This window comes from Streptomyces sp. NPDC006393, from assembly GCF_040628575.1.
Lineage (GTDB): Bacteria > Actinomycetota > Actinomycetes > Streptomycetales > Streptomycetaceae > Streptomyces.
Genome location: NZ_JBEXZD010000049.1, coordinates 1 through 15,578, shown reverse-complemented (window position 1 = coordinate 15,578; position 15,578 = coordinate 1). Strand labels below are relative to the sequence as shown.

General features: G+C 72.8%; 14 protein-coding genes. 8 read left to right on the top strand and 6 right to left on the bottom strand.

Going from position 1 to position 15,578, the window contains the following annotated elements; translation table 11 throughout:
• Nucleotides 1-15 precede the first annotated feature (15 nt).
• Nucleotides 16-1,047, bottom strand: a complete 1,032-nt coding sequence (locus tag ABZ484_RS21075) for an ABC transporter ATP-binding protein (protein ID WP_358867419.1) — start codon at nt 1,045-1,047, stop codon at nt 16-18.
• Between the two features lie 237 nt (nt 1,048-1,284).
• Between ABZ484_RS21075 and ABZ484_RS21070 the strand changes: the two genes are divergently transcribed.
• Both ABZ484_RS21070 and ABZ484_RS21065 read left to right on the top strand, forming a co-directional pair.
• Nucleotides 1,285-2,037: a GntR family transcriptional regulator gene (locus tag ABZ484_RS21070; RefSeq protein ID WP_358867452.1), complete on the top strand. Its 753-nt coding sequence runs from the start codon at nt 1,285-1,287 to the stop codon at nt 2,035-2,037.
• Between the two features lie 109 nt (nt 2,038-2,146).
• Complete coding sequence (locus ABZ484_RS21065) at nt 2,147-3,055, top strand: cache domain-containing protein (protein ID WP_358867418.1); 909 nt, start codon at nt 2,147-2,149, stop codon at nt 3,053-3,055.
• 67 nt (nt 3,056-3,122) lie between these two features.
• On the opposite strand, the gene ABZ484_RS21060 is transcribed toward ABZ484_RS21065, so the two are convergent.
• The gene (locus ABZ484_RS21060) at nt 3,123-3,794 is read right to left on the bottom strand and encodes a hypothetical protein (RefSeq protein WP_358867417.1); all 672 of its coding nucleotides are present in this window, start codon (nt 3,792-3,794) and stop codon (nt 3,123-3,125) included.
• A 225-nt stretch (nt 3,795-4,019) separates the two neighbouring features.
• Between ABZ484_RS21060 and ABZ484_RS21055 the strand changes: the two genes are divergently transcribed.
• Both ABZ484_RS21055 and ABZ484_RS21050 read left to right on the top strand, forming a co-directional pair.
• Nucleotides 4,020-4,676, top strand: a complete 657-nt coding sequence (locus ABZ484_RS21055; RefSeq protein ID WP_358867416.1) for a helix-turn-helix transcriptional regulator — start codon at nt 4,020-4,022, stop codon at nt 4,674-4,676.
• 368 nt (nt 4,677-5,044) lie between these two features.
• Nucleotides 5,045-5,272, top strand: coding sequence for a hypothetical protein (locus ABZ484_RS21050; protein WP_030183610.1), 228 nt, complete (start codon nt 5,045-5,047; stop codon nt 5,270-5,272).
• 176 nt (nt 5,273-5,448) lie between these two features.
• On the opposite strand, the gene ABZ484_RS21045 is transcribed toward ABZ484_RS21050, so the two are convergent.
• Together ABZ484_RS21045 and ABZ484_RS21040 are read right to left on the bottom strand one after the other, a co-directional pair.
• Nucleotides 5,449-6,129, bottom strand: a complete 681-nt coding sequence (locus ABZ484_RS21045) for a 4'-phosphopantetheinyl transferase superfamily protein (protein ID WP_358867415.1) — start codon at nt 6,127-6,129, stop codon at nt 5,449-5,451.
• Nucleotides 6,119-6,985: a metallophosphoesterase gene (locus tag ABZ484_RS21040; protein WP_358867414.1), complete on the bottom strand. Its 867-nt coding sequence runs from the start codon at nt 6,983-6,985 to the stop codon at nt 6,119-6,121. The genes ABZ484_RS21045 and ABZ484_RS21040 overlap by 11 nt, the downstream gene beginning before the upstream one ends.
• A gap of 261 nt (nt 6,986-7,246) precedes the next feature.
• On the opposite strand from ABZ484_RS21040, the gene ABZ484_RS21035 reads away from it, so the two are divergent.
• Nucleotides 7,247-8,368 carry an ATP-grasp domain-containing protein gene (locus ABZ484_RS21035; RefSeq protein WP_358867413.1) on the top strand — a complete coding sequence of 374 codons (1,122 nt, stop codon included), beginning with the start codon at nt 7,247-7,249 and terminating at the stop codon, nt 8,366-8,368.
• A 474-nt stretch (nt 8,369-8,842) separates the two neighbouring features.
• Here the strand turns inward: ABZ484_RS21035 and ABZ484_RS21030 are convergent, their stop codons facing one another.
• Entirely contained in the window at nt 8,843-10,180 is a 1,338-nt protein-coding gene (locus tag ABZ484_RS21030; RefSeq protein WP_358867412.1) for a 6-phospho-beta-glucosidase, read from the bottom strand.
• A 147-nt stretch (nt 10,181-10,327) separates the two neighbouring features.
• Here ABZ484_RS21030 and ABZ484_RS21025 point away from each other — a divergent pair, with 147 nt between their 5' ends.
• Nucleotides 10,328-11,173, top strand: coding sequence for a hypothetical protein (locus ABZ484_RS21025; protein ID WP_358867411.1), 846 nt, complete (start codon nt 10,328-10,330; stop codon nt 11,171-11,173).
• Nucleotides 11,174-11,459: 286 nt separating this feature from the next.
• Complete coding sequence (locus ABZ484_RS21020; protein ID WP_358867410.1) at nt 11,460-12,887, top strand: glycoside hydrolase family 16 protein; 1,428 nt, start codon at nt 11,460-11,462, stop codon at nt 12,885-12,887.
• Between the two features lie 81 nt (nt 12,888-12,968).
• Here the strand turns inward: ABZ484_RS21020 and ABZ484_RS21015 are convergent, their stop codons facing one another.
• On the bottom strand, nt 12,969-13,880 hold the full coding sequence (locus tag ABZ484_RS21015; RefSeq protein ID WP_358867409.1) for an AraC family transcriptional regulator: 912 nt from the start codon (nt 13,878-13,880) through the stop codon (nt 12,969-12,971).
• A 166-nt stretch (nt 13,881-14,046) separates the two neighbouring features.
• On the opposite strand from ABZ484_RS21015, the gene ABZ484_RS21010 reads away from it, so the two are divergent.
• On the top strand, nt 14,047-15,578 hold a 1,532-nt coding region (locus ABZ484_RS21010; protein ID WP_358867408.1), incomplete at its 3' end, for a transketolase.

Here is a 15,578-nt window from a genome sequence, read left to right as displayed (position 1 = left end):
CATACGTTGGGGGGATCAGTCGGGAACGTGGACGGTGTGGCGGCGGTGCCAGGTGAGGCGGACCCGGGTGCCGCGGTAGGCGGCGACGTCCTCGGCGGAGGTCTCCAGGTTCTGCTGGAGCGCGGTGAGGCGGCCGCCGGCGTCGAGGTCGACCAGGAAGCGGGTGGTGTCGCCGAGGTAGACGACCTCGGCGACGGTGCCCGTGGCGGTGGCGTGCTCGGGTTCGTCGAGGATGGCGGCTTCCTTCAGGACGCGGATCTTCTCCGGCCGGACGCTGTGGGTGCCGCCGGCGCCGAGGATGCGCCGGGCGGCGTCGCCCCGGAGCAGGTTGGAGGTGCCGACGAAGGAGGCGACGAACGAGGTGGCGGGGCGTTCGTAGATCTCGGCGGGCGTGCCGACCTGTTCGAGGCGGCCCTGGTGGAAGACGGCGATGCGGTCGCTCATCGTCAGGGCCTCCTCCTGGTCGTGGGTGACGAAGACGAAGGTGATGCCGACCTCGCGCTGGAGCGCCTTGAGTTCCAGCTGCATCTGCTCGCGCAGCTTGAGGTCGAGGGCGCCGAGCGGTTCGTCCAGCAGGAGCAGGCGGGGGCGGCCGACGAGGGCGCGGGCGAGGGCGACCCGTTGCCGCTGTCCGCCGGAGAGCTGGGCGGGGCGGCGCCGTCCGTGTCCGTCGAGGCGGACCTCGGCGAGTGCCTTGCGGGCCCGCACCATCCGTTCGGCCTTGGGCACCTTGCGGATCTTCAGGGCGTAGGCGACGTTCTGCTCGACGGTCATGTGCGGGAAGAGGGCGTAGTCCTGGAAGACGGTGTGGACGTCCCGTTCGAACGGGGCGAGCCCGGTGACGTCCTGCCCGGCGAGTTCGACGCGGCCCTCGGTGGGGGTCTCGAAGCCGGCGATCAGCCGCAGGACGGTGGTCTTGCCCGAGCCGGAGGGGCCGAGCATGGAGAAGAACTCCCCGTCCCGTATGTCCAGATCGACCCCGGCCACCGCCGTCGTCTCCCCGAACGTCTTGCGCAGAGCCTGCAGCCGGACCGCAATCCCCTCCATGCGGGAACCTTTCTGGCGCTCACGAACGTTGCTCGGAAACATATGAAGTCATAGTTCAAGGTTCAAGACCGCCTCAGGGCAAAGCTTGGGTCAACGGGCAAGGTGGTGGCCGTGAAGCAACGACACGTCGGGAGCGGGGACGGGGGCACGAGCGGTGGCGGCGGGGCGGGCGGCCTGAGCCCGGGCGGCCCGCGCGTGGGCGTGGGCGGCCTGAGCGCGGGCGTGGGCGGCCTGAGCGTGGGCGTAGGCGAGCGGGGCGGCCCGGGTGAAGTCGGCGCCCGCAGGGCCGTGTTCGCCCCGGTGGAGAGGCGGGCGCGGGTGGACGCGGTGGTCCGCCGGATCGGTGACGCCATCGAGCTGGGTCTGCTCGCCGACGGCGAGCAGCTGCCCGGCGAGAGCGAACTGGCCGGGCAACTCGGGGTGTCCACGGTGACCCTGCGGGAGGCGCTGATGGCACTGCGGCAGCAGGGGCTGGTGACCACCCGGCGCGGACGCGGCGGCGGCAGTTTCGTCTCGCTGCCCGGACGGCCCGGACGGGCACGGCTGAAGAGCCGGCTGCGCGGCTGGAGCACCGAGGAACTGCGCGATCTCGGCGACCACTGGGCCGCGTTGTCGGGCGCGGCGGCCCGCCTCGCCGCGGACCGCACGGAACCGGAGGACCTACGTCAACTGAGCCGCTCGGTCGCTGAGTTCACCGACGCCGCCGACGCGGCGGCGCGCAGCCGTGTCCACGGACGCTTCCACGTGGAGCTGGCGGCGGCGGCGCAGTCGGCCCGGCTCACCCGGGAGCAGGTCGCGTTGCAGACCGAGGTGGGCGCGCTGCTGTGCCTCGTGCTCGGGGACGACGAATATCGTGAAGAAGTCGCAGACCGGCAGCGCGCCGTCGTCCTGGCCGTGCAGGATGGGGCCCGTGATTCGGCCCGTACGCTGGCCGAGCGGTGCGTGGAGGAGTCGGCGGCGCGGCTCGTCGCCCTGCGGCTCTCGCTGTAGGGCCTGGCGCGAAAGCCCCGGCGTCCGCCCGAAAAGGGTGCGGCGGGCGGGACTTCGGCGACGGGGCCCTTGGCCGCACCGCGTCTGGTCCTGTCCGCTGGAGGGCGCCATGAGCACGATCCCGGCACTCGCCGGAGCGCCGGCCGCGACGCACGGCACGGGTGCGGCCGAGCGCGCCGCCGAAGGCGTAGCCGCGCGGGTGGGCCGCGCCCTGGAGGCGGTCTTCGAGGCGGTCGCCGAGACCGCGGCCGAGACGGAGGCGCTGCTGACGCGGGTGGCCGCCGAGGGGCGCCGGCCCGCGACCGCCGATCTGGCCGCGCTGCGGCCGGGGCTGCATCTGCGGCTGGCGCGGCAGGAGTTGGTCTCGGGGGTCGGCTTCATCGCCGCGCCGGGGCTGCTGGCCGACGTACCGGCGTGGCTGGAGTGGTGGCAGAGCACCGGTGAGGGTGATCTACGGCCCCTGCTGCTCGACCTCGATCCAGGCCGGTCGGCGTACGCGGACTACACGCACTGGGACTGGTTCGCGCTGCCCCGCGACACCGGGCGACGGGCGGTGGCCGGGCCCTACGTCGACTATCTGTGCTCCGACGAGTACAGCCTGACGCTGTCGGCGCCGGTCGAGGTGGCGGGCCGCTTCGCCGGAGTGGCCGCGGCCGACGTGTACCTGCGCCACTTCGAGACGGCGGTGCTGCCCCTGCTGCGGGAGTTGCCGGGGCCCGCGTACCTGGTGAACGCCCGGGGCCGGGTGGCCGCCTCCGCCGACCCGGCACATTTGGCCGGATCCCTCACCCGGGGGCCCGGCTTCGCCGCGGTCCTGGAGCGGGCGCGCCCCGCCGCCCGGGGTGCGGTGAGGCTCGTGCCGTGCCGTCACGTGCCCCTGGTCCTCGTGGTGGACGCGGGCCTCGGGTCCACGACGAGCGGGGCGGTCGCGAGCGGGGCGGCGGCGCGCGAAGAGGTGGCGCGGGGGCAGACGGCGAGCGGGGAGGCGGCGAGCGGGGAGGCGGCGAGCAAGAAGTAGCGGGCCGGGAGGCGGCGGGCCCGGCGAGCTCGGCGCCGTCGGCGACCTGAACGCCGACGGTGCCGGCTCAGGACTCGGGCGTGGGCACCACGCTGAGGTGTCCCGCCGTGCGGCGGGTGTTGCGCGGCCTGCGCGGGGCCGGAGCGGGGCGGCGCGGATCGCGCAGCACCATGGTGAGCCGGGTGTAGCCCAGCTCCCGCAGCGTGTCCGGGGCCTCCTCGATGATCCGGCAGTCGGTGGCGCCCCAACGCGGGTCGGGGTGCAGCAGCGGCCGGACGGCGCCGTCGGACCGGGCCGCCGCCTCGCCGACCGTACGGATCCAGTGCGGCAGCCCCTGCCGGTAGGCGGCCTCCATGATCGGGTCCTGGGCGATGTCCCGGCGGATGGCCTGGAGGCCGTGGTCGGGGCCGCAGCGCTCCATGGTGGCCGCGAAGTGCGCCAGCATCGGCAGGCACCAGCGGGACTCGTGGTCGCCGAGGACGGTGCCCGCGTCCGGGTGGAAGAGCACGAAGCGCAGGAAGTTGTCGCCCGGCATGGCCGTGGGATGCGGGCCCACGCCCCGGAAGAGCGAGGTGAAGGCGCTGTTGGACAGGACGACGTCCCAGCGGTGGTCGACGACGAGGGAGGGAAAGGAGACGGCCTCCAGGAGCGCGGCGTAGTCCTGCAGGTAGGCCTGCGCCTCGGGACTGACGGGGACGGGCCGCGGCGCCGGCCGCTGCCCTCCTGCCTGAAATGCCATCGGGAGGTCACCCCTCTTGCCTCTGCGGCCTTCACGCGGCGACCCGATCCTGCTGGTCGGACGCGAGCCGTGTCAACTATCGTGGCATTTCATGCCGGTTGACGGCTGAAATTGGCCACAGTTGTGGCGAGACCTGGATGCGAGTTCGAACAACGGGCTACTCTCCGGGAAGTTCACGGCACCCCGCCTTGTGAGAAGCCTGTGAGAGACGTAGGAGATCTGTCGGTGACGGACGGCATCGAGGATCCGGGCGCCACGGCGTCGGCTGTGCTGCCGGCGGCCGTCGCACGCGTCACCGCGCTCGCCGACCGGCTCGGCGTACCCCAGGCGGAGGTCTTCGACGTCGGCCGCCTGTCCGTGGCCTGTGGCGTGCCCGAGCCCGTGGTCAGGGCCCTGCTGAGCGGGCGGCCCGCGGGCGAGCCGGACGTGCAGGCCCGTTTCCTTCAGCGGCTGGACCTGCTGCGCCGCACCCGGCTCAAACCGAACGGGCGCCGCTACACCCAGCAGGAGATCGCGGACGGCGCGGGCATGTCCCGGCAGCAGGCCGGCGCCCTCATCAACGGCGACCGGCGCCCCACCATGGAGCACTGCGACGCCATCCAGCGGTTCTTCCGCGTGCACGCCGGATTCCTCACCGCCGAGGACCCCGAGGCGCTCGCGGGCGCCCTGCAACGCACCGAGCAGGAACTGCTGCAACGGCTCGCCGACCGGGAGCGGGAGGCGGAGGCCGCCCCCGACGACCCGCTGGAGCGGCTGTTGCAGGACCACGGGGTGCGCGGCATCGCCTGGCGCGCGGCGCAACTGCCCACCGACCAGCACCGGGACAAGGTGGCCGAGTGGCTGGACATGCTGCTGGAGAGCGTCAAACGACCCGAGTCGTGATGCCGCGACGCCGTGATGCCGCGACGCCATGACGTCGTCATGCCGTGACGTCGTAGTGCGGTGACGTCGTAGTGCCGTGACGTCGTCATGCCGTGATGCCGCGACGCCGTGAGCGGTGCGAACGGGGAGGGCCGTCGGCGGCGTCCCCGGCCTCACCGGGGGGCCGTACTCCTGGCGGCCGAGATCCCTGTTTCCGCCCGCCCGTGTCCTTCTGCCTGCGCCGGGCGGGCGAACCGGGGCGGAGCGCGGGGGCGTTGTCAGTGGTGGGCGGCAAGCTGGAGGGTGTGCCGCCGCTGTGCGGGGGCGCCCGCGCCGTCCGGGGGACCGGGCGCGCGACCGTGTGACGCCGAAACCGGGGAGAGCGACCCATGCCCACCGCCGTACTGACCGACCGTGAGCGCGCCGCCGTCCAGGCCTACCTGCGGCTGCTGCACACCGTGCGCGCCGCCCTCGACGGCCCCCCGGCCTCCGGCCGGCCACCGCTCGTCCCGCCGTCCGTCCTCGCCGAGGCGGACCAGGCCCTGACCCGGGCCGGCCTGACGGGCAACGAGGAGGCGTTCTTCCAGCTCCTGCACGACTGCAACCCGCGGGCATGACCTCGGTGCTCGGCCGGGTGCCGCCAGTGCTCGGCCGGGTGCCGCCGTACGGGACGAGAACACCGCCCGCGTGACCGGTCCCGCCGGCACCCGGCGGGGCGCACGCCCCGCTTCGCCCGTCGGCCGGCGTATCCCGTCGGCCGGCGGCGTCCCTCCGGCCGAGGGCGTCCCGCCGGTCAGGGGTGCGGGACCGTCACCGCCGTGGCCACCAGGTCCGGTTCGACGGTCCAGCGGCCGTCGAAGTGGAGGAGGCGGAGGCCGCCCAACACAGGGCCGGGGACAAGGAGTTCGGCGCGGAAGCGGCCGGCGCGCGGGGCGTCCGGATCCGGGGTGATCTCGATGTCCGCCCCCGTGAAGTCGAGCCACCGGCCGGTCAGCGGGAACCACGCCTTGTAGACGGACTCCTTCGCGCTGAACAGCAGCCGGTCCCAGTGGACGCCGGGGTGCCGCTCCGCCAGGTCGGCGAGCCGTCGTCGCTCGGTGGGCAGGGCGACGGCGTCCAGCACCTCCCCGGGAAGCCGCGCATGGGGTTCGGCGTCGATGCCGAGCGAGGCGAGGTCGCGGGCCCGCACCAGCGCGGCGGCGCAGTAGCCGTCGCAGTGGGTCATGCTGCCGACCAGGCCCTCCGGCCAGCACGGGGCGCCCCGCTCGCCGGGCAGGACGGGCTGCGGCGGCACGCCGAGCTTCTCCATGGCGCGCCGGGCGCAGTCCCGCACCGCGGCGAACTCGCGGCGGCGCTTGTCCACCGCCCGCGCCATGACCGCCCGCTCCTCCGGATACAGCGGGGCGTCGCGGCTCCCGTCGTCGCCGTACGCCTCCACGGCCACCACCGTGTCCGGGAGCAGCTCATCGATCACCGGTACCGTCCTCCGTCGGCAGTACGCTGCGGGGTCCGCCCGGCGGCTGCGGGCGCCGCCGCCACTCGCGCGGGTATCCCACCGACACCTCCTCGAATCGGACACCCTCGTGGCGGGTGGTCCGCGGGATGTGGAGATGTCCGTAGACCATGGCGGCCACGCGGAACCTGCGGTGCCAGTCGTCGGTCAGCGTGGTGCCGCACCACATGGCGAACTCCGGGTACCACAGCACGTCCGTCGGGTGCCGGTGCAGCGGGTAGTGGTTGACGAGCACGGTGGGCAGGTCGCCCGGGAGTTCGGCGAGCCTGCGCTCGGTCTCGGCGACCCGGGCCCGGCACCACGCCTCGCGGCTGGGGTACGGGTCGGGGTGCAGCAGGTACTCGTCGTTGCAGACGATGCCGGTGCGGTGCGCGTAGGCGAGCCCTTCCTCCCGGGTGGCGCAGCCGGGCGGCAGGAAGGAGTAGTCGTAGAGCAGGAAGAGCGGTGCCACCGCCACGGGGCCGCCCGGGCCCTCCCAGACCGGGTAGGGATCCTCGGGCGTGGTCACGTCCAGTTCTCGGCACAGCTCGACGAGGTGCTCGTAGCGGGCGACGCCGCGCAGCGTGACCGTGTCGCGCGGATGCGTCCACAGCTCGTGGTTGCCGGGTACCCACAGAACCTTGCGGAATCGGCTCGCCAGGGTCTTCAGGGCCCAGCGGATGTCGGTGACGGTCTCGGCGACGTCTCCCGCCACGATCAGCCAGTCGTCGTCCGAGCCGGGAGCCATCCGCTCGACCAGGGCGCGGTTCTCGCTGTAGCCGATGTGCAGATCGCTGATGGCGAGCAGCCGCCCGGTCCCGCCGACCGTCCCCGTCACCTCTCGCCCCCTGTCGCACACACGTTGGTCACCACGACAACACACCCGGCACCACCCGGACAAGGGCATCCCGGGTCACCGCCGCCACGTGTCCGAATCCGTCACATGCGCGTGGCACGCCACGGCCTAGAAAAGCCGTATGATCGCCCCAACACCACCGCCGACAGCCATCCCTCACGCAGGGCGGTTCGGTGTCCCTCTTTCTCCTTTGGCCGGGCACGGCCTGCTTCGCCCTGCCCGCGAACCCGAAAGGCGGCCCGCATGATCTCTCGCGTACGCGTCTGGCTCAACCGCACGTACGCGGAGAACGTGTTCTTCATCGATCAGCTGCGCAGAAATCCCTGCGACCGGGCCGTCGAGATCCATGCCACGCACGGCGACCCGGACTCCCCCGTGCTCGCCGCCGCCGACACCGCCGAGCTGGAACCGGAGGGCCTGTCCCCGGCCGCGTACGCCGAGTACGCCTTGGACCAGTGCGCGCGACGCGGCATCGACGTGTTCGTGCCCCGGCTGCACCAGGCCGCGATCGTGGCGCACCGCGCCGAGTTCGAGGCGGCCGGTACGGCGTTGCTGGCGCCGACCCCGCAGGCGGTGGCCGTCTTCGAGGACAAGGCGACGGCGTACGAGGCGGTCGGGGCGATCGGCGTCCCCGTGCCGCCCTGGCGGCGGGTGCGAACCGCCGACGAACTGCTCGCGGCCGTGGAGGAGCTGGAGGCGGCCGGGCACCATGCCTGCTTCAAGCCGGCTTCCGGCGCGGGCGGGACGGGTTTCCGCGTCATCACCCACGCGCCGTTCTCGCTCACGCATCTGAGTGGTTTCCCGGGCCCGTACGTCCCTCTCGACCTGGTCCTGGGGGCCCTGGCACGGGCGGAGGAGCCGGTCGACTGGCTGGTGATGCCGCGCCTGGGCCAGCCGGAGGTGTCGGTCGACTGCCTGACGGGGCCGGACAACCGGATCCGTATGGCCGTGGGGCGCACCAAGAACGGCCGTCGCCGCGGTTTCACCCTGCACGAGCAGTGGCTGGAACCGGCCCGGCGGATCGCCGAGGGCTTCGGGCTGCACTATCTGTCCAACATCCAGTTCCGGATGTACGGCGAGCGGCCGGTGCTGATGGACGTCAACGCGCGCCCGGCCGGCGGACTGCACCAGCTGTCACTGTGCGGGGTCAACGCCCCTTGGGCTGCCGTGCGCTTGGCGCTCGGCGAGGACCCCGGGGAGCTTCTGCCCCCGTTCCTCGGGCAGGACTACACGGTGGTGTCCGGGCCGCGTCCGCTCCGGCCGGTGGCCCTTCCCCGGCAGCGGACGGAGGAGGCGGGACCGCTGCTCCCGGGAGTACCGGCACCGGGCGGCGCCGTCACAGCGGCGGAGGCGCTGCCGCTCTAGGGGGTGTCTCGTCGATCAGGCCGGATCAGGGAGCGGTGGCTGGTGCCGTACATCGCAAGGCGGAGGAGGGAGTCGATGCGGAGCATCGGCGACCGACGACAACGCCGCGAGGTGCGGCACCAGGCGCCGCGAGCCCGGCGTGATCGACGAGACACCCCCTAGCTCGATCTTCGGTCTGTGCGGCGCCCGGCCCGGATTTTTTCTGCGGGTTTTTCTGTCCGGGGTGTATCAAGTCCCGCGCCGACGACTCTCAAGGGTGAGGGCGACGGGAACACGGGGGACGCCCGAGGGGAAGACGGGGGAGCCGAGGGGGAGCGACGGGGGATCACGGGGGGTCGGGGCGGCCGGTCGCCGTACGGGGGAGCGACCGGCCGCCCCGGCGCGTGTCACGGCTCGCGGCTCCTTGGGATGCGCCGGGCCGGTGCTCCTTGAGATACGCCGGGCCGGTGCTCCCCGAGGTGCCGCGGGCCGCCGCTACTTGAGGTACGCCAGGCCGGGGTGGACCTGCCTGTAGTCCTCGACCAGCCCGCGGGCCACGTTCACCGAGTCGACCAGCGGGTGCAGCGCGAAGGCCTTCACCGCCGTCTCCCGGGAGCCGGACTCGGCGGCGGCGAGCACCTCGCGCTCGACCGCCTTGACCGCGCAGACCAGGCCGGTGGCGTGACCGGGCAGCGGCTCGACCGCCACCGGGTGCGCGCCGCCCGCGTCGACCAGGCAGGGGACCTCGACGACGGCCTCCGCGTCCAGCGCCGGCAGGGCGCCGCGGTTGCGGACGTCGAGGATCAGCGTGGTGCGCTCGTCGCGGGCGATGGCCCGCATCAGGGCGAGGGCCACCTTCTCGTATCCGCCCGAGAGGTCGTCGGCCTCCCGCTCCCCCGCGCCGGCCGTCCGGCGGTTCTCGGCCATGTAGGTGGCCTCGCGCTCGTGGCGGGTGCGGTTCCAGGTGTCGAGCGCCGGGGCGCCGGGGTTGCGCAACTCCTCGTAGAAGCGGGCCTGCTGGTCATGGAGGAAGGCGCCGCGGGTTCGAGCGGCGCCCTTGTAGGCGCGCACGGTCTCGCGGTTGAAGTAGTAGTAGTGCAGGTACTCGTTGGGGATCGCGCCCAGCGAGCGCAGCCAGTCCGCACCGAAGAGCCGGCCCTCCTCGAAGGAGCCGAGCAGGGCGGGGTCGGCGAGCAGACGCGGCAGCTGGTCGCGGCCGGCGACGCGCAGCCCGCGCACCCAGCCGAGGTGGTTGAGGCCCGCGTAGTCGATCCACGCCGTGCCCGGATCCACGCCGAGTACGCGGGCGATACGGCGGCCGAGGCCCACCGGCGAGTCGCAGATGCCGATGACACGGTCGCCGAGGTGGCGGGACATGGCCTCGGTGACCAGTCCGGCCGGATTGGTGAAGTTGATGAGCCAGGCCTCGGGCGCGAGCCGGGCCACCCGCCGGGCGATGTCGACGGCGACGGGCACCGTGCGCAGGCCGTAGGCGATGCCGCCCGCGCCGACCGTCTCCTGGCCGAGCACGCCGTGCGCGAGCGCCACCCGTTCGTCGTGGGCCCGGCCCTCCAGGCCGCCCACGCGGATCGCGGAGAACACGAAGTCGGCGCCGCGCAGCGCGTCGTCCAGGTCCCTGGTGGCGCGGACCCCGGGCGCGTCCGGTACTCCGGCGGCCTGTTCGGCGAGCACCCGGCTCACCGCGTTCAGCCGGCCGGCGTCGAGGTCGTGCAGGACGACCTCGGTGACCCGGCCCTCGGCGCGGTCGCCCAGCAGTGCCCCGTACACGAGCGGCACCCTGAATCCGCCGCCGCCCAGAATCGTCAGCCTCACCCTCGCACCCTTCCCGACGCCGCCGCCTCGCCCCCTCCCGGAACCCTACTGTTCACCTGCGACGCCTCCCGGCAACGGTGACGGACGGCCCGCCCCATGGTTCCATGCGAACGCCATCCTCACCTTCGTCGATTCGGCAGGTACCTGATGAGACGTCAACTCTTCGCCCTGGCCGCCTTGACCGCGGCCGTCGCACTCGGTGCGGCCACGTCGCCGGCGTCGGCGGCCACGCCGGTCTGGCAGGAGACCGGCACGGCGTACGTCGACTCGCTCGGCGGCGGGCAGGGGCTCGCCAGCCGCGCGGACGGCTCGCTGCTGCACCGCGGCCTCGCCTCGATCCCGTTGAGCCTGCGCATCGAGGGCTGGAACCACGTCGGCGACCCGGACATCGCTCAGGGACACGTGTTCGACGCCTACCAGGGCCCGGACACCGCGACGTCCAAGATGTTCGCGGTGACCACTCCGTCCGGCAAGCGCTACGAGTACGTCCACAAGCTCGACCCGGGCGAGAAGCTGAACAACTCCTTCGCCTCCGTCTCGCCGGACGGCCAGTGGCTGGTGTCGGGCGAGTGGGGCGACCAGAACCGGCTCCAGGTCTTCCCCGCCCCGCTGCTCAACGCGGCCACCCCGCGCACGGGCGGTGCGCTGCCGCAGGCCCCGCAGATCACGCTCGACAAGCCCGTACGCGACATCCAGGGCTGCGACTTCGTGAACGACACCCGGCTGCTGTGCGCCTCGGACGACGGCTCGAAGGAACTCTTCCCCGAGGACCGGCCGCTGCTCCAGGTGGACCTGACGCACCGGCTGGACGGCGGCCCGGTCACCGGCCATGTCACCAGCCTGTTCGCGCTGCCGCAGCGCAGTGTGTGCGGCGGCACGTTCGAGGCCGAGGGCGTCGACTACGACGCGGCGCGCGGCGCGCTGCGCGCCGAGGTCATCTCACCGGGCGTGTGCCAGGTGGCGACGACCGTCTACACGTACCGCCTTCAGTAGGCGACCGCCTTCACCGTCCCGGCCACGCGTGCCTCCTCCGCGTGGCCGGGCACGGGGCATCAGGCTCTGGTGGGGGCGCCCCGGTGCGCCGGACGCCGCCGCCCAGGTCCCGGGTACAACCCGGAAATCTCCGCCTTCATCACCTGAACTCCCGTGCCCGCGAGGGACTTTCCTTGCTTTAACTCTTGACGACTGGGGTGCCCGGGAGCACATTGGCGGCGCGCATCGCGTGAGAGCGCTCTCAGAACGCTCCGATCCCACCACTCCGTACCGAGAGGCACCTCCCATGAGTGAACCCTCCGGCACATCCGCCGGCATACGTGCCGGCACCCACCGCAGACGGCGCTCCGTGCGGCGGGCGCTCGTCGCCGTCCTCGGCACGCTGGGCCTGGCGGCGGCCGCGGCGACCGTCGCGACACTGCCCGCGAACGCCTCCGCCCCCACGCCCCCGTCGGGCTGGTCGCAGGTCTTCCTCGACGACTTCAACGGCTCCGCCGGCTCCGGCGTCAACACCGCCAACTGGCTGTACGACACGGGCACCTCGTATCCGGGCGGCGCCGGCAACTGGGGCACCGGAGAGGTCGAGTCGATGACCTCCTCCACCAGCAACGTCTCGCTCGACGGCAACGGCAACCTGCTCATCACCCCGCGCCGGGACGCCTCCGGCCACTGGACCTCGGGCCGTATCGAGACCAACCGCACCGACTTCCAGCCGCCGGCCGGCGGCAAGCTGCGCGTGCAGGCCCGGATCCAGATGCCGAACGTCACCGGCGCCGCCGCCAAGGGCTACTGGCCCGCCTTCTGGATGCTGGGTTCGCCCTTCCGCGGCAACTACCAGAACTGGCCGGGCGTCGGCGAGCTCGACATCATGGAGAACGTCCAGGGTCTGAACACCGACTGGTCGACGATGCACTGCGGCACCAGCCCCGGCGGCCCCTGCAACGAGACGTCCGGCATCGGCGGTTCGACCTCCTGCGCCGGCACCACCTGCCAGGCCGGGTTCCACACCTACGCAATGGAGTGGGACAAGTCCACCAGCCCCGAGCAGATCCGCTTCTACCTCGACGGCGTCAACTTCGAGACGATCAAGTCCACTCAGGTCGACGCGACCACCTGGGCGAACGCCACCAACCACGGATACTTCATCATCCTGAACGTGGCCATGGGCGGCGGCTTCCCCGGCGCGTTCGGCGGCGGCCCGGACAGCGGCACCGAGCCCGGCCACCCCATGGTGGTGGACTACGTCCAGGTGCTCCAGTCCTCGGGCGGCGGGGGCGGCACCACTCCCCCGCCCTCCGGCAACCGCGACGCCTACAGCCCCGTACAGGCCGAGTCCTACGACAGCCAGAGCGGTGTGAACGCCGAGGCGACCACGGACAGCGGCGGCGGCCAGGACATCGGGTCGATCGCGAACGGCGACTGGGCGCTCTACAAGGGCGTCAACTTCGGCTCGACGGCGGCGAAGCAGTTCTACGCCCGGGTCGCGAGCGGCGCCGCGGGCGGGGTCAGCGGGCTGGTCGAGGTGCGTCTGGACAGCCGTACCAGCACCCCGGTCGGCAGTTTCGCGTTGGCCAACACCGGCGGCTGGCAGTCCTGGCGGACGGTCCCGGCGAACATCTCCGCGGTGACCGGCACCCACGACGTCTATCTCACCTTCACCAGCGGCCAGCCGGCGGACTTCGTGAACGTCAACTGGTTCGACTTCGGCCACTGACCGCGGCGCCCGCACGGACGCCGCACCCGCACGGAGGGGCCCCACGCGCACGCGTGGGGCCCCTCCCCCGTGCGTGGGCGTTCACCGCAGTTCCGCCCGGAAGGCCACCGGTGTCTGCCCCGTGCGCAGCTGGAAGAACTTCGAGAAGTTGGCGGCGTCGGCGAAGCCGACGGCCGCGCCCACCCGGCCGATCGGCAGATCGGTGTGGGCGAGCAGGCGCTTGGCCTCCAGGACGACGCGTTTGTCGATGAATCCCTTGGGGGTCTCGCCGGTGGCGGCGCGGACCGCGCGAACGAGGGTGCGGCGGGAGTAGCCGAGGGCGTCGGCGTAGGCGCTGACGCTGTGGTTGGTGGTGAACCCCTGCTCGACCGCCTCACGGAACAGGGAGAAGGTGGTGTCGGCCTGGTCCCGGGCCGCCCGTGCCGAACTGGCCGCGAGATGGGCCAGGCGCAGCAGGAACGCGGTGAGCGAGTGGCGCAGCACCGCCGTGTGCAGGCTCAGCGGGAGGGTCTCGGTGTCCTCGTACTCGCGGCGCAGCTGGGCGAGGGAGGCGGTCAGGGCGGCGCGCTGGGCCTCGTCGGGGCGGAGCAGGGGCGGCAGGTCGTAGCGGTACAGGCCGGTGGCCTCGACCGTGGCGCGGGGCAGGAAGCCGGGCTGCATGGTCAGGACGGTTCCGCGGTACTCGCCCGCACGGGAGAAGCGATGGACCTGTCCGGGGCGGATCCACAGCACGTCGCCGGCCGCGGCCTCGTACTCGGCGAAGTCGATCATGTGTCGCACCGGGCCGTCGCTGAACAGCATGACCACGTGGAAATCGATGCGGTGGACGCGGTGGAGAGGAGCCTCGGCGTGCCAGGTGTGCCCGGTGCCCATGGGGCCTATCTGGAGCCCGACTCCGAGCAGGCTGAGGTCGACGGGGAAGGGGAAGGTCCTGATTCCCTCTCCGTCGCCGTGCCCGGCGACCGGTCCGCCCTGGGTGGTTGCGTCCGCCATGTCCCTCTCGTACCGCCTCGGTCACCCGCCGTGCGGCCTCGCCCGGCGGGTCGTGTCCCACTTTCACCACAGCCTGACACGCACAGACCTTCCATGGAAAAAGTCAGACTTTTAAGTTCGAACGCGTCCGGCCACCCATCCCGCTTCTTTCGAGGACTTCTTGAAGATGAGCGAGCAGACAACCGACCGCTTCGAGTGGACGGAGCTCGACCGGCGTGCCGTCGACACCGCCCGCCTGTTGGCCGCCGACGCCGTGCAGAAGGTGGGCAACGGCCACCCCGGCACGGCGATGAGCCTGGCCCCGGCCGCCTACACGATCTTTCAGAAGGTGATGCGTCACGATCCGGCCGACCCCGAGTGGACGGGCCGTGACCGCTTCGTCCTCTCCCCCGGCCACACCTCGCTCACCCTGTACACACAGCTCTACCTCGCCGGGTACGAGCTGGAGCTGGAGGACCTGAAGGCGTTCCGCACCTGGGGCTCCAAGACCCCCGGTCATCCCGAGTACGGGCACACGGCCGGCGTCGAGACCACCACCGGTCCGCTCGGCCAGGGGGCCGCCATGGCGGTCGGCATGGCGATGGCCGCGCGCTACGAGCGCGGCCTGTTCGACCCGGACGCCCCCGAGGGCACCTCCCCCTTCGACCACACCGTCTGGGCGATCGTCTCCGACGGCGACCTGGAGGAGGGCGTCTCCGCGGAGGCCTCCTCGCTGGCCGGTCACCAAAGGCTCGGCAACCTGGTCTTCCTCTACGACGACAACCACATCTCCATCGAGGGCGACACCGCCACCGCCTTCTCCGAGGACGTGCTGAAGCGCTACGAGGCGTACGGCTGGCACACCCAGCGCATCGAGCCGGACGAGAACGGCGACATCGACGTGCACGCCCTGTACGCGGCGCTGACGGCGGCGAAGGCCGAGACCGGCCGCCCCTCGATCATCGCGATGCGCACCATCATCGCCTGGCCCGCCCCGAACGCCCAGGACACCGAGGCCGCGCACGGCTCGGCGCTCGGCGAGGAGGAGGTCGCGGCCACCAAGCGCGTCCTGGGCTTCGACCCCGAGCGGTCCTTCCAGGTGGACGAGGACGTGCTCGCCCACACCCGCAGGGCCCTGGACCGGGGCGCCGAGGCGCACGCGGCCTGGGACAAGCGGCTCGGCCAGTGGCGCGCCGGCCAGGTCGAGCGGGCCGAGCTCTTCGACCGGATCGTGGCCGGGCAGCTGCCCGAGGGCTGGGAGGACGCCGTCCCGGTCTTCGAGGCCGGCAAGTCGCTCGCCACCCGCGCGGCCTCCGGCAAGGTGCTCCAGGCGCTCGGCGCGGTCCTGCCCGAGCTGTGGGGCGGCTCCGCGGACCTGGCCGGCTCCAACAACACCACCATCGACAAGACCTCCTCCTTCCTGCCGAAGCGCAACCCGCTGCCGGAGGCCGACCCGTACGGCCGCACCATCCACTTCGGCATCCGCGAGTTCTCCATGGCCGCGGAGATGAACGGCATCGCCCTGCACGGCAACACCCGGATCTACGGCGGCACCTTCCTGGTGTTCTCCGACTACATGCGCAACGCCGTGCGCCTGTCCGCGCTGATGCAGCTGCCGGTCACCTACGTGTGGACGCACGACTCCATCGGCCTGGGCGAGGACGGCCCCACCCACCAGCCGGTCGAGCACCTGGCCTCGCTGCGCGCCATCCCGGGCCT

Bases quoted from the DNA above. Each gene is read 5' to 3' on its own strand.
- ABZ484_RS21075 (WP_358867419.1), bottom strand. From the start codon at position 1,047: ATGGAGGGGATTGCGGTCCGGCTGCAGGCTCTGCGCAAGACGTTCGGG.
- ABZ484_RS21065 (WP_358867418.1), top strand. From the start codon at position 2,147: ATGAGCACGATCCCGGCACTCGCCGGAGCGCCGGCCGCGACGCACGGC.
- ABZ484_RS21060 (WP_358867417.1), bottom strand. From the start codon at position 3,794: ATGGCATTTCAGGCAGGAGGGCAGCGGCCGGCGCCGCGGCCCGTCCCC.
- ABZ484_RS21050 (WP_030183610.1), top strand. From the start codon at position 5,045: ATGCCCACCGCCGTACTGACCGACCGTGAGCGCGCCGCCGTCCAGGCC.
- ABZ484_RS21035 (WP_358867413.1), top strand. From the start codon at position 7,247: ATGATCTCTCGCGTACGCGTCTGGCTCAACCGCACGTACGCGGAGAAC.
- ABZ484_RS21025 (WP_358867411.1), top strand. From the start codon at position 10,328: ATGAGACGTCAACTCTTCGCCCTGGCCGCCTTGACCGCGGCCGTCGCA.
- ABZ484_RS21020 (WP_358867410.1), top strand. From the start codon at position 11,460: ATGAGTGAACCCTCCGGCACATCCGCCGGCATACGTGCCGGCACCCAC.
- ABZ484_RS21015 (WP_358867409.1), bottom strand. From the start codon at position 13,880: ATGGCGGACGCAACCACCCAGGGCGGACCGGTCGCCGGGCACGGCGAC.